We start from the raw sequence: 13,784 nt of genomic DNA on the forward strand, positions 1-13,784 counted from the left end.
GAGCAGGAATCCTGGGTGATGCTTATGCCCCGGGCCGCGCCGGAACACTGTCGGCCCCGCCGGCGTTGCCATAGGCAAACGTGCTGTCGCACGAAGCAGACCTTAAGGATGTGTGTCGGATGACGTTCCTCAACTCCCTCTTCGGCCCCGGCTCCGGTTCCGCGAAGACCACGATGGTCGCGCCCGAGAACGCCCTGCCCGGCCGTTCGGCGCCGGTGCTGCAGAGCCCGCGGCCGCACACGGTGCTCGGCTCGTCGATCACGGGCCCGTGGGAGCCCGGTACGCGCGTGCTGTACCTGGCGATGGGCTGTTTCTGGGGCGCCGAGGAGATCTACTGGCAGGTCCCCGGCGTGGTGAGCACCGCCGTCGGCTACATGGGCGGGACCTCGCCCAACCCGACGTACGACGAGGTCTGCACCGCGCGGACCGGCCACACTGAGACGGCGCTCGTCGCGTACGACCCGACCAAGGTGACCGAGGAGGAGCTGCTCAAGATCTTCTGGGAGCGGCACGACCCGACGCAGGGCTTCCGCCAGGGCAACGACGTCGGTACGCAGTACCGCTCGGCGATCTACTGGACGTCGCCGGAGCAGGCAGAGGCGGCGCAGGCGACGGCGAAGCGGTACGCCGAGGTGCTCAGCGCCAAGGGTTACGACGCGATCACGACGGAGATCGCCCCGGCCGCCGAGGCCGGACCGTTCTACTACGCCGAGGACTACCACCAGCAGTACTTGTCCCACGCGAAGAACCCGAACGGCTACCGGTGCCACGCCACCACGGGCGTCCCGTATCCGGCGCCTGCCGCGTAGCACCAAAGAACTGCGCCCGGTGATCCGTCGAACGGATCACCGGGCTCAGCCCTGTGTGGGGGCCTGCGGCAGGCCGGTCCCGCGGCTCAGGTCAGCGACCCATCACGCGGCGTCGCGCGATGATCAGCGAGACACCTGCCGCGACGGTGAGCAGGGCGGCCCCGCCCAGAACCGCCGCGTCCGACGGACCGGTGGCAGCCAGTTCGTCCGGCTGCTCCGGCTGTTCAGCTCCGGGCTCGCACGACACGTCGTCGAACTTCACCATGTAGTCCGCGATGCCCGGCTCCGTCAATTCCCAGCCCTCTGGAAACTTCCAGTGTGCGAACCTGTAGCCGTCCGTCGTCACCGCTCTCACGATGTACCACCAGTCGGGGTCGTTGCCCTCGATCTCCCGCATCGTGTAAGTGATCGCACCATCCGCCGGCAACGTAATTGTCGCTTCTTTCAGTTCACCGTCCACGCACTCCGGTGCCGTCACCACCGGCACCTTCGGCACGACCAGCTCCTCGTACGCGCACGGCACGTCCTCGAACTTCACCTTGAGCAGCGCCGCATCACCGGAAATCTGCACGAGCCAGCCGTCCGGCATCTCCGCCGTCCAGGTGTAGCCCTCGCTGAGTGTTGCGAGCACGCCCACGGTCAGAGGCACGCTGTCGAACGGGGGCCCGATCTCGGGGTCGTTCCACTCGTAGTCAATGGCGTCGGTGTCCGCCGGGAGCGTCATCGTCGGAGCGATGAACTCGTCGCCCTCGCATCTCGGCAAGGTGTACGCGGGCGTCTCGGGTGTGACTGCGACCGGCGCATCGTCCGTGGCGGACGGCTCCGGGGTGGCTTCCGGAGTCACTTCCGCGGTCTGGATCGGGGCCCCGGCGTCGGCCGCGATCGCCGGCATCGCGCTCAGTGCGCTGACGAGGCCGGTGAGGCCAAGAGCGATGACGACGCCAGTCGGCTTCGCACCGCTCAGCCTTCTTTTCTTGTTCTCGAACACGTCTCCTCCTCGAATGTCTGGGAATTGGTCCCACTCACCATGACGCACCACGAGAGGGTTTCGTTGGTCAACTGCGAAATACCCGAACGACAATCGTCGCCACGCGATCACGGGGGCCCCATATCCGACGCTTGCGGCGTAAAATCACATAGATGCACCCGGTGATCCATTGAACAGATCACCGGGCGCATCTATGTGTGCAGGGGCTAGCGGTCGGGCCGGTCCTGCGGTTCGGGTCAGCGACCCATCACGCGGCGTCGCGCGACGATCAGCGAGACACCTGCGGCGACGGTGAGCAGGGCAGCCCCGCCCAGAACCGCCGCGTCCCCCGGACCAGTGGCGGCCAGCTGCCCCGGCTGCGTGGGCTGTTCCGCTACCGGCTCGCACGACACCTCGTCGAACGTCACCGTGTACGTGGCGAGGCGCCTGCCGTGATCGACCCAACCGTCAGGGAACTCCCAGGACGCCCACCTATAGCCGTCGGTTACTCGCGCCTTCACCACGTACGACCGGCCGGGCTCGAGCCGGTGCAGCTCGTACGTCGCCGCACCGTCAGCCGGCAACGTGATCGTCGGCTTCGTCAGCCCACCGTCCACGCACTCCGCCGACTTCACGACAGGCGTTTCCGGCACGATCGGCTCGGGGCCCGCCGCGCACGGCACATCCTTGAACTTCACCGTGAAGACCGCCGGGCTCCCGGGTTCCACACGCCAACCGTCCGGCGGATCGTTCGCCCACTCCTCCGTCCAGACCCACTCCTCCTCCTGGTTCACCGTCCCTGGATACACCTCCACGGTGAGAGGCACGCTCGTGAACGGGGGCTTCTGGGCGCCCCACCTGTAGTTGAGGATCTCGGTGTTTGCCGGGAGCGTCACCGTCGGAGCGATGAACTCGTCGCCCTCGCACCTCGGCAAGGTGAACGTGGGCGTCTCGGGCGTGATCTCGGGCTTGTGATCGTACGTTGTGGGCGGTTCCGGAGTCACTTCCGGATCCGCTTCCGGAGTCACTTCGGGAGTCACTTCCGGAATCGCCTCCGGAGTCACTTCCGCGGTTTGGATCGGACCCTCGGTATCAGCCGCGACCGCCGGCATCGTGCCCAGCGCGCCGACGACACCGGCGAGGCCAAGAGCGATGACGACGCCAGTCGACTTCGCACCGCTCAGCCTTCCTTTCGTGTGTCCGAACACGTCTCCTCCTCAAATCTTTGGGAATTGCCCCCACCTACCATGACGCGCCGCGAGAAGGTTTCGTTGGTCAACTGCGAAATACCCGAACGGCTCCCGCTGCCGCGCCACCACGGGCGCCCCGTATCCGACGCCTGCCGCGTAGCACCACATAGCTGCGCCCGGTGATCCATTGAACAGATCACCGGGCGCACCTATGTGTGCAGAACGCGCCGTCAGGCCGTTCCCACGGTTCGGGTCAACGACCTATCACGCGACGTCGCACGACGATCAGCGAGACACCAGCCGCGACGGTGAGCAGAGCGGCCCCGCCCAGGACCACCACGTCTGACGGACCGGTGGCAGCCAGCTGCTCCGGCTGCTCCGCCCCCGGCTGTGCGGGCTGTTCCGCTCCCGGCTCGCACGACACCTCGTCGAACTCCACGTCATACCACGCGACGTCCACATCCGACCAGTGCCAACCCTCAGGGAACTTCTCTTCCTTCGCCCAGAAGTAGCTCCAGGAAAGCTTCGCGGACACGTCAAGGGTGGACTCGGGGTCGGACGCGCGGTCCATCAGCGTGTAGGTGATCCCATCACCATCCTCCGGCAACGTGACCGTCGGCTCCGTCAGCTCACCGTCCACGCACTCCGCCTGCGTCACCACGGGCAGTTCCGGCACGACCGGATCATTGTGCGGCGCACACGGCACATCCTCGAACTTCACCTCGTAGACCGCCGCATCTCCGGACTTCGAAGCGCGCCACCCGGCCGGCATCTCTGCCGCCCAGGTGTAACCCTCTTTCAGGAGTGCGAGCACTTCCAGGTCAATAGGCACGAGGAACGGATTCGTGTACCAGTAGCCCTCGAACACGTACTCGATGCCGTCGCTGTTCCCCGGGGCGCTGAGCGTCGGAGGGATGTACTTGTCGCCCTCACACCTCGGCCAGGTGATCGCGGGCATCGCGGGCACGACCTCGATCAGTGCATCGTCCGTGGCGGACGGTTCCGGGGTGGGCTCCGGGGTCGCTTCCGGAGTGACTTCCGGAGTGACTTCCGGCGTCGTCTCCGGAGTCGCCTCCGGGGTCACTTCCGCAGTCTGGATCGGACCCTCGGTATCGGCCGCGATCGCCGGCGTCGCGCCCAGTGCTCCGATGGCGCCGATGAGGCCAAGAGCGATGACGACGCCAGTCGACTTCGCACCGCTCAGCCTTCTCTTCCTGTGCTCGAACACGTCTCCTCCTCAGATCCCTGGGAACCGTTCCCACCCACCGTGACGCGCCACGAGAGGGTTTCGTTGGTCAACTGCGAAATACCCGAACGGCTACCGCTGCCCGGGGCGTGTCAGTGGGGCGCCGTAGGGTCGCTCCATGATCCGAATGCCCGCCACCGAGCTCACCGTCGCCCGCGAGGACTGGTACGGCCGTGACCTCACCGGCGAGGACCACATGGCCACGCTGTTCGCCGACGTGGACATGACCGAGACCACGGGGACGGGCGCGACGTTCGACTCGTGCGTCTTCCGGGGCGTTCGCTTCAACAGTGCCCACTTCACGGAGTTCGCGTTCACGTCGTGCGTGTTCGACGCGTGCGTGTTCTTCGACGCGCAGCTGGAGCGCTGCAAGCTCGTCGGCTCCCAGTTCGCCGACTGCCGGTTCGACATCCTCAAGGTCACCGGCGGCAACTGGTCCTTCACGGACCTGCACCGGGCCGCCCTGGCCGGCGCTGAGTTCGACGGCGTACGTTTCCGCGAGGCCGACCTGGCCGGCGTCAAGGCATCCGGTGCGGTGCTGATCGGCTGCGACCTGTCGGGCGCCGACCTCGAACAGGCCGACCTGAGCAACGCCGACCTGCGGGGCAGCGACCTGTCGTCACTGGACCCGCTCTCGGCCAGTATGACCGGGGCGATCGTCAGCGAGGCGCAGGCGATCGCGCTGGCCGAGACGCTCGGCCTGGTTGTCCGGCCGGACTGATCCACCAGCGAAACCACCCGGTGATATCGGTTCGATCGGGGCCACACGCGCCCTCTATGCTCGGGTCGGCTCGCACACGCACTGAGCACATTGCTCTGGGAGGACGAGGATCGATGAAGATCAGCCGCGACCTGACCGACTGGACCCTGACGGCCACGGGAGGCCCCGTCCCGGCGGACCTCGCCGGGGTTCCTGTCCCCGCGACGGTCCCGGGAACCAGCCACACCGCCCTGCTGGAGCAAGGGCTCATCCCCGACCCGTATCTCGGCACGAACGAGACCTCGCTCGCCTGGATGAAGCGCGCCACCTGGCGGTACGCGACGGTCCTCGACGAGCCGCCCGCGGAACCGGACGAGCGCGTCGACCTGCTCTTCGAGGGCATCGACACGGTGTCCACCGTCGTCGTCGACACGGACGTGGAGCGGACCGGCGCCGGCCAGGGTCGCATCAACCTGGGCCGTACCGCGAACATGCACCGCTCGTACCGGTACGACGTGCGCGAGCTCGTCGGGACTCCCGCCAACCTCGTGGTCGACCTGGACTCCGCGCTCGAGACGGCAGAGGCCGAGGCGCAGCGGCTCGGTACGCGCCCCATGGCCTACGACCAGCCCTTCAACATGGTCCGCAAGATGGCCTGCTCCTTCGGCTGGGACTGGGGTCCCGATCTGCAGACGGCCGGCCTGTGGAAGCCCGTCCGAGTGCAGCGCTGGCGCGTGGCACGCCTCGCGCAGGTCACGCCACTGGTGACGGTGGCCGACGACGGCACAGGACTGGTCGACGTCCGCGTCGAGGTCGAGACGTCCGGCCTGTCCGACGCCGGGCCGCTCACCGTCGATGTCTCCGTCGGGGGCCGGGGCCTGACCATCGGGTCGCGGGGCGGCGACGGCTCTGCCCACATCAAGGAGTTCACCGGCCGGCTCGAGGTGCCCGACGTCGACCTGTGGTGGCCGGCCGGGTACGGCGAGCAGCCGCTCTACCCCATCGAGGTGACCCTCTACGAGGGCAACGGGGAGGACCGCTCCGACCCGCTGGACGCCTGGTCCGGCAGGGTCGCCTTCCGCACCGTCGAGGTGGACCGCACACCCGACGAGCACGGCACACGGTTCGCGTTCCTCATCAACGGCAAGCCCGTGTTCGTGCGGGGCGCCAACTGGATCCCCGACGACCACCTGCTGACCTGCATCACGCGCGAGCGCCTGGAACAGCGTATCGACCAGGCGCTCGGCGCGAACCTGAACCTGCTGCGGGTGTGGGGCGGCGGCATCTACGAGTCCGACGACTTCTACGACGTCTGCGACGAGAGGGGCGTCATGGTCTGGCAGGACATCCTGCTGGCCTGCGCCGCCTACCCGGAGGAGTCACCGCACCGGGCCGAGTTCGAGGCGGAGCTGCGGCAGAACGCCGCCCGCCTGGCACCGCACCCCTCGCTCGTGCTGTGGAACGGGGGCAACGAGAACATCTGGGGCCACGAGGACTGGGACTGGAAGGAGCCGCTGGGCGACCTCACGTGGGGCGCCGGCTACTACTACGAGCTCTTCCCCAAGGTCCTGGCCGAGGTCGACCCGACCCGTCCCTACTCGGACGGTTCGCCCTACTCCCCCGGCTTCACGCCCGAGGAGATGCACCCCAACGACCCGGACCACGGCACGCACCACCAGTGGGACGTCTGGAACCGCGTCGACTACACGCACTACCGCGACGACGTGCCGCGGTTCGCGTCGGAGTTCGGCTTCCAGGGTCCGGCGACCTGGGCGACGATGCGCCGTGCCATCCTGCCCAACGGCGATACCGTGCCGCCGGGGTTCAAGGAGTCCGAGGTCTTCCTGCTCCACCAGAAGGCGGACTACGGCAACCTCAAGCTCGACGGCGGCATGGCCGCACACCTGGACGTCCCGGAGGACTTCACCGACTGGCACTGGGCCACGCAGCTCAACCAGGCGCGCGCCATCCAGTACGCCCTCGAGCACTACCGGTCCTGGTGGCCGCGTACGGCCGGGGCGATCGTGTGGCAGCTCAACGACTGCTGGCCCGTGACGTCCTGGGCAGCGGTCGACGGCGACGCCCGGCGCAAGCCGCTCTGGTACGCGCTGAAGCACGCGTTCGCCGACCGCATGGTGACGGTGCAGCCGCGCGGCACGGATCTGGTGGCGGCGCTCGTGAACGACTCCGACGAGCCGTGGACCGGGCAGGTGAGGGCGGCCCGGACCACCCTCGGCGGTGAGGTGCTGGCTACGTCGGGCGTGGCGGCAGAGACAGTGACCGTCGGTCCGCGGTCGGTGACCCTGGTGCCGCTCGACGGTGACCTGGTCGCCGTCGAGGACCCGGCGAACGAGGTACTGGTCGTCACGCTCGGCGAGGCCCTTGGGCTGCACCGGTGGGCGGAGAGCAAGGACCTCGCCCTCGACTCCGCGCCCGTGCGAGCCACCGTGACGGCGGAGGACGGCGGCTACCGCGTGGACGTGACGGCGACGTCGCTGGCTCTCGGTGTGACGCTGCTGGCCGACCACCTCGACCCGAACGCGCAGGTGGACGACCAGGTGGTCGACCTTCCGGCAGGGACGACTGCCGTGTTCCACGTGACGAGCCGTGGCCTGGACCAGGACGCGCTGGTCACCCGGCCGGTGCTGCGCACGGAGAACGACCTCGTGACGAGACCAGCAGGCTAGAACCCATTTCGAACGTGATGTCGGTGACCACTCGTACTGTGTGGTCCTGGGGCGGAGGGCAGCACTATGACGGATTTTGACGAGGTCACCAGCTGGTCGGTGCTGCGACGCGACGGCGTAGCCGTCGTCGTGGCACATCCGAAGGCGGGGCTGCCACTGGTGCTCCACTGGGGCGCGGACCTGGGCGAGCTCTCGTCCGCAGATCTGCAGGCGCTCGACCTGGCGACCAGCCGCCAGACCGCGCCCGGCACGCTCGACGCGGCCTGGCGTCCGTCGCTGCTGCCGCAGGAGTCGGACGGGTGGGCGGGCCGGCCCGGCCTCCTCGTCGTGTCGGACGGCGTCCCGCTCTACCCGCGGTGGACCGTCACGGAGACCGAGCGAGCTGCGGCCGAGCTGGTGGTCACGGCCTGGGACAGCGGGCTGGGCCTTACGCTCCGGTCGTACCTGGAGATCGGCCCGGGTGGGCTGGTACTCCTCCGGCACGAGCTCACCAACGATGGTTCCGTCGTGGTCGACGTGCACTGGCTCGAGGCGATGCTGCCCGTACCCCGCTCAGCGGATCAGCTCACGCAGTTCACCGGTCGCTGGTCCCGCGAGAAGGTGCCGGTCACGACCGCGATGCCGGCCGGCAGCACTGTCCGCCAGACCCGGCGCGGACGTTCGGGGCACGACGCGCCCTGGGTGACCCTGGCGTCGTCGGGCACACCGCGCAACCGGACCGGCGAGGTGTGGGCGACCCACCTGGGGTGGAGCGCCGACGTCACGCACCGGGTGGACCACCTCACCGAGCACGCCACGATGCTCGGAGCCGGCGAGCTGGTGCGACCAGGCGAGATCCACCTGACTCCGGGCGAGTCCTACCGGACCCCGGTGGCGTACTTCGCGTGGTCCCCGACGGGGCTGGACGGTGTCTCGGACCGGTTCCACACATGGATGCGGGCGCGCCCGCAGCACGTGACGAGCCCCCGGCCGCTGGTGCTGAACACATGGGAGGCCGTGTACTTCGACCACTCGCCGGACAAGCTGGAGCGGCTCGCCAGGCGCGCCGCGGCGGTCGGCGTGGAGCGCTTCGTGCTCGACGACGGTTGGTTCCACTCCCGTCGCGACGACACCACGGGCCTGGGCGACTGGGTCGTCGACCGCGACGTCTGGCCGGAGGGCCTGGACCCGCTCGCCGGCCTGGTGCACGAGCTGGGGATGCAGTTCGGGCTGTGGTTCGAGCCCGAGATGGTCAACCTCGACTCGGACCTGGCGCGCGCCCATCCAGACTGGATCCTGTCGAACACGGCAGCGGTCCCGTCGCCGGACGGTCTCTCGTTCCGCACGCAGTACGTGCTCAACCTCGCGAACCCCGAGGCGTGGGAGCACGTGCGCGCGCAGATCTCGGCCCTCGTGACGCAGCTGGGGATCGACTTCATCAAGTGGGACCACAACCGCGACCTCGCCGAGCCCGTCAACATGGGCTCCGATGGTGTCTCCCGGCCGGGCACGCACGTGCAGACCCTTGCCGCGTATGCGCTGATCGCGCGGCTCAAGGCGGACCACCCAGGGCTGGAGATCGAGTCGTGCTCCTCGGGCGGCGGTCGAACCGACCTGGGGATCCTGGAGGTCACCGACCGGGTGTGGGCGTCGGACTCCAACGACCCCCTGGAACGCCAGGACATCCAGCGGTGGACGTCGCTGGTCCTGCCGCCCGAGCTGATCGGGGCGCACGTCGGGCCGTCGCCGACGCACTCGTCGGGGCGGACCACCGATCTCTCGTACCGGGTGGCCACCGCGCTGCAGGGGCACGCGGGATTCGAGTGGGACCTGCTGACCTGCACCGAGGACGAGCTGGTCGCGGTCACGGCGTACGCAGCGGTCTACAAGGAGCTCCGGTCCCTCGTCCACACCGGCACGGTGGTGCACGCCGACACGGTGGACCCGGCACTGCGGGTCACCGGATTCGTGTCACCCGACCGCACGGCGGGCATGTGGACCGTCGCGACCGTGGCGTCGCCGCAGGACGCGCTCACCGAACGCGTGCGGCTCGACGGGCTCGACCCCGCCTTGCGGTACAGCGTGCAGGTGCGCGACGAGGTCGGGACGGCGAAGTGGCTCGGCGGGGTCACGCCAGGCTGGCTCGGCAAGGAAGCGATCGACATACCCGGCTCGGTGCTGGCCGGCGTCGGCCTGCAGCTGCCGACGCTGTGGCCGATGCAGGCGCTGATCATCCAGGTGACGGCCACTACCCCGGCCGAGTAGAGACCGCCGGCAGCAGGACCGACGCCACAGAACTGGGGCGACGTAGAACCGAGTCATCGGTTCTACGTCGCCCCAGTTCTATCTTGGAAGGGTCGGATCTGCGCGGATCGCTCAAGCGACCCGACTTGGCTCATTTAGTGCGGTCGATGGATGCGGTCGACGGCGGCTTGCAGGTCGTCGGGTAGCGGGTCGGCGGCGGTGATCGTCTGCCCGCCGGCGGCGATGGTGATCTGCCGGTAGCGGCGGGCGGTCTTGACGAACTTGCGGATGGACCAGCCGGTGGCGTTCTCGATCCACCGTGTGACGGCCAGGGCGGCGAACACGATCGTCAGATGCGCCTCGATGCTGTGGCGGACGTGGTGGAAGACGGGCCGGGCGGCCAGGTCGGACTTGGTCATCCGGAAGGACTTCTCGACGTTGAGCAGCGCGGAGTAGGTCGCGATGACGTGCTCGGCGCTCGGGTCGTCGAGGTTGGTGACGTAGGCCTTGATCCCGGCCAGTGCCCGGGCCTTGGTCTCCAGGTCACGGTTGACGGTCTTGGTCGCGCCGGCGAGCTTGACGAACCGGTTGCGTTTCACAGCGCTCTTCCCAGCGACGGCCTGCTCGGCCTTGCGGACCTGCTCGTCGATCCCGTGCAGGGTGCGCCGGGCGCGCGCGGCGGAGAACTTGTAGTAGTACGTGTGGTCACGCCGCTTGTCCGAGGGCGCGGCGGGCCACGGGCGGGTGAACACGTGCCCGTCGGGGATCTCCTGCCCGGGGTGGTCATCGCGCCACTTCTGGACCACGATCGGGACCTCGCCCATCCGCGCCCCCAGGACGAAGGACCAGCCCAGCTCCTCGATCGCGCGCCAGTTCGTCTCGGAGATCATGCCCGCGTCGGCCACGATCACGATGTCGGTCAGCCCGTGGGTGGCCATGAACGCCTGCAGCACCGGGACCATGGTCGTGGTCTCGGCGCGGTTGCCCTCGAACGCGTGGACCATCAACGGGAACCCGGCCGCGTCCGTGAGCAGCCCGACGGTGATCTGCGGCTCCAGCCTGCGTTCTTTCGAGAACCCGGGTTCGCGGAACCCGTCGCCCTCGTGGGCCTCGAAGTGCAGCGTCGTCACGTCATACAAGCAGTACGTCGCCGGCCCCAGCCCCACATGCTCGGCGCACGCGTTCGCAATCCTCGTCCGCCACGGACCACCGGTCGGATCCACGACCAGCGGTTCGCAGTCCTGCGGTTCGGAGTCCTGCGGCTCGCCGTCGGCGTCGTGGTCGAGTGGGGGCAGGCCCTTCGCAGGCAGGCCTGCGTAGACGCGCAGACGCCGCTTGAGCGTGGCATAGGACGGCGCGTCGATCCCGGCTTCGGCCAGCACCCGCAACGAGTCCAGCTTCGAGGTCGGCTCGATGATCCGCGCCAGGACGAGCTGCTTGAACACCTCGTCCTTGCGGGCTGCCCGGTCGAACCCGAGCGCCTGGTAGGCGCGCTCGAGCGCGTCGACGAGCACGCCCATCCGCGACCCCGTGATCGGCAACGGTCCACCACCAGCCGGAGGGCTGTCGGGCAGCCGCAGGTCCAGCTCGCCCTGCCCGGTCGCGATCTTCTGCCGCGCCGCAGCGACCAACAGCTCCCAGTCCGCGTCGGTGTGCGCCGACCCGAGGTGCTCGATGTCACGCGAACCACGCAGCTGGGAGTGCACGATCTGTACCGCCCGAGCCCCCGAAGCCGTCTTGACCGTCCGCACGTACGCCACGACGAGCACGATAGACACCACGATTAGTGCGCACCACCGCACACCTCAGCAAGCATCCCCGCAGGTCACCGGGCCGCTGTCACCACGACCTCAAAACCGTGAGCCAAGTCGGGTTCTATCTTGGAAGGGTCGGATCTGCGCGGATCGCTCAAGCGAGCCGTCGCCGAGCGAGCACGATGAATGCGATGCCTCCGCCGAGCAGGGCGAGGGCCAGCATCGAATAGCCGATCGTCTCGGCGGGGCCCGTCGAAGCAAGCTCAGACGGGGGCGCCTGGGCCGCCGGCTTGACGGGCGTCGGCTTCTCCGTCGGCGTGGGCTTGTCGGTCGGCTCCGTCGGGGTCGGCGTGGGTGTCGGCTCCGTCGGGGTCGGAGTCGGGGTCGGAGTCGGCGTGGGCTCCGTCGGCGTGGGAGTCGGCGTCGGCTCCGTCGGGGTCGGAGTGGGGGTCGGCTCCGTCGGCGTGGGAGTCGGCGTCGGCTCCGTCGGGGTGGGAGTCGGGGTCGGCGCGTAGGTCACGGAGTAGTGGCTGACGTCCTTGCCCGTCGAGTGCTCGATCGTCACCTCGGTGGCCGGTGGGACGACGTCCACGAACTCGGGGCCGTCACCCTGCTGTGCGGAGCCTGCCTTCACGCAGTACCCGATGATGACCATGCCTTCGGGTGCGGTGACGATGACGGACGAGTGGTTCCCGACGACGTCGATCTTGTCGCCAGGGCAGACCTGCTCCTCACCTGCGGCTACAACCGGGGCGCCGTTCGCCACGGCCGAAGCCGAGCCATAGAGTCCCAGCGCCAGAAGCGCAGCGGCTCCTAGCGCGGATATGGTCTTCATTTCGATGTTCCTTTTCTCGGCGCGGGACGCCGCAGAGAAGGTTCGCGGCGCATCTGTTGATTTCGACGCTAGATCCGCGGCCGACCCCATGCAAGAGCATCAAAACGGACATTGCTGTCGGCTCGTGAAGTGGCCCAGCACAGCGATTAACAGCTCGCCACCAGCCCTTTCTGAAGGGAGCGGGAAGATAGGGTGAAATTCTGCGGCGTTCAGTCACCGCGCCTCGCGTAGAGCCCTGGTGAACAGGAGCTTCATCCGAAACGCTGAGACCAGGGCATATACGCACGCGTTCACGCTCACCCGGACGTCAAGTGCGCCACGTTGCATGGATTCAACACTGAACACCCGCGAACAAGGCCGCTTCCAGATCTACACGTTGCCGCCGCGAGAAGGATTCGATCGCAACCAGATGCGCAATAGCCATTTACCACAAAACGCCCAGGTTCCCGGTAGTTGAATTCACCCGGCCCTCGGAGGAATTCACCCGCTCACGACAAGGAACGGGCGCCCGGCCGACCCTCCGCCCAGAGCCGGAGCTCATGGAACGAAGAACCTGCCGAACGCCCGCTCTACCAGCGGCCGCTCGGTGCGACTGGATCAGCTACCGAGAACGCCCTTGCGGCGAAGCACGATCAGCGTCACGCCGCCGCCCACGAGGGCCAGCGCGATCAGCGTGAAGCCGATGGCGGTGCTGGCGCCGGTGGCGGCGAGCTCGCCGGGCTCCTCGGAGGGCGCGGATGTCGCCTCGCCCTCGCCGGCCGGGACCGTGGACTCGTCGTCCGGGGTGCCCGTGGTCGGCTCGACGGCGGGCTCCGACGGGGTGCCAGACGAACCCTCGGAGGGCTCGCCGCTCGGCACGACGCTCGGCTCCTGGCTCGACTCCGTCGGGGTGGGCTCCGGCGTCGGCTCCGCCTTGACCGTCACGAGCGTGTAGTGGCTGATCGCCTTGCCGGACTCGTGTGCGATCACCACTTTGGTTTCCGGCGGATCCACCACCACCTCCTGAAGTCCAGCGCCACTCGCGTCTGCGCCGGCCTTCACGCAGTAGCCGACGATCACGTAGCCCGGCTCAGCAGTCACCTCGATCTCGGTCAGCTCCTCCCCCTCGGGAACCTCGACCTTGCCCTCCTTTGGGCAGGTCTCCTGTCCACCACCGGGAGTAGCCGCGACGGGAGCGCCTGCGATCGGTGCGGCGAACGCGGCGACAGGCGAGCCCATGAGGCCGGCGACGAGGAGCGCGGAAGCTCCCAAGACGGTCATCTTGCGCACTGAGCGCTCCTTCGAGACGGGGATCTGACGCGTGCCAATACTTTCAGGCACGACCCCGGAGCGTAGCGACAATGGCACAGTTCGCCAATATCCGTTATTTCATT

At 68.5% G+C, this 13,784-nt stretch carries 10 protein-coding genes; 4 read left to right on the top strand and 6 right to left on the bottom strand.

Annotation, left to right across the window (positions count from 1 at the left end):
* Positions 1-119 precede the first annotated feature (119 nt).
* Positions 120-809 carry a peptide-methionine (S)-S-oxide reductase MsrA gene (gene msrA / locus ACQEVI_RS08035; RefSeq protein WP_432896620.1) on the top strand — a complete coding sequence of 230 codons (690 nt, stop codon included), beginning with the start codon at positions 120-122 and terminating at the stop codon, positions 807-809.
* Positions 810-900: 91 nt separating this feature from the next.
* Here msrA and ACQEVI_RS08040 read toward each other — a convergent pair whose 3' ends face one another.
* The 3 genes from ACQEVI_RS08040 to ACQEVI_RS08050 all read right to left on the bottom strand — a co-directional run bounded on the left by ACQEVI_RS08040 (position 901) and on the right by ACQEVI_RS08050 (position 4,194).
* Complete coding sequence (locus ACQEVI_RS08040) at positions 901-1,797, bottom strand: hypothetical protein (RefSeq protein ID WP_432896622.1); 897 nt, start codon at positions 1,795-1,797, stop codon at positions 901-903.
* A 236-nt stretch (positions 1,798-2,033) separates the two neighbouring features.
* The gene (locus tag ACQEVI_RS08045) at positions 2,034-2,780 is read right to left on the bottom strand and encodes a hypothetical protein (protein WP_432896625.1); all 747 of its coding nucleotides are present in this window, start codon (positions 2,778-2,780) and stop codon (positions 2,034-2,036) included.
* A 439-nt stretch (positions 2,781-3,219) separates the two neighbouring features.
* The gene (locus tag ACQEVI_RS08050) at positions 3,220-4,194 is read right to left on the bottom strand and encodes a hypothetical protein (RefSeq protein WP_432896628.1); all 975 of its coding nucleotides are present in this window, start codon (positions 4,192-4,194) and stop codon (positions 3,220-3,222) included.
* A 136-nt stretch (positions 4,195-4,330) separates the two neighbouring features.
* Here ACQEVI_RS08050 and ACQEVI_RS08055 point away from each other — a divergent pair, with 136 nt between their 5' ends.
* From ACQEVI_RS08055 to ACQEVI_RS08065, 3 genes are all read left to right on the top strand, one after another.
* Entirely contained in the window at positions 4,331-4,933 is a 603-nt protein-coding gene (locus ACQEVI_RS08055; RefSeq protein ID WP_432896631.1) for a pentapeptide repeat-containing protein, read from the top strand.
* A gap of 113 nt (positions 4,934-5,046) precedes the next feature.
* Complete coding sequence (locus ACQEVI_RS08060) at positions 5,047-7,599, top strand: glycoside hydrolase family 2 protein (protein ID WP_432896634.1); 2,553 nt, start codon at positions 5,047-5,049, stop codon at positions 7,597-7,599.
* Positions 7,600-7,665: 66 nt separating this feature from the next.
* Positions 7,666-9,843, top strand: coding sequence for an alpha-galactosidase (locus ACQEVI_RS08065; RefSeq protein WP_432896636.1), 2,178 nt, complete (start codon positions 7,666-7,668; stop codon positions 9,841-9,843).
* Positions 9,844-9,977: 134 nt separating this feature from the next.
* Here the strand turns inward: ACQEVI_RS08065 and ACQEVI_RS08070 are convergent, their stop codons facing one another.
* From ACQEVI_RS08070 to ACQEVI_RS08080, 3 genes are all read right to left on the bottom strand, one after another.
* Positions 9,978-11,582, bottom strand: a complete 1,605-nt coding sequence (locus tag ACQEVI_RS08070) for an IS1634 family transposase (protein ID WP_432905779.1) — start codon at positions 11,580-11,582, stop codon at positions 9,978-9,980.
* Between the two features lie 148 nt (positions 11,583-11,730).
* Positions 11,731-12,411: an LPXTG cell wall anchor domain-containing protein gene (locus tag ACQEVI_RS08075; protein ID WP_432896639.1), complete on the bottom strand. Its 681-nt coding sequence runs from the start codon at positions 12,409-12,411 to the stop codon at positions 11,731-11,733.
* Between the two features lie 597 nt (positions 12,412-13,008).
* Positions 13,009-13,680 (bottom strand): LPXTG cell wall anchor domain-containing protein, encoded by a 672-nt coding sequence (locus ACQEVI_RS08080; protein WP_432896642.1) that lies wholly within the window; start codon positions 13,678-13,680, stop codon positions 13,009-13,011.
* Between the last annotated feature and the right edge of the window lie 104 nt (positions 13,681-13,784).

This window comes from Promicromonospora sp. CA-289599 (genome assembly GCF_050936155.1).
Taxonomy (GTDB): domain Bacteria; phylum Actinomycetota; class Actinomycetes; order Actinomycetales; family Cellulomonadaceae; genus Promicromonospora.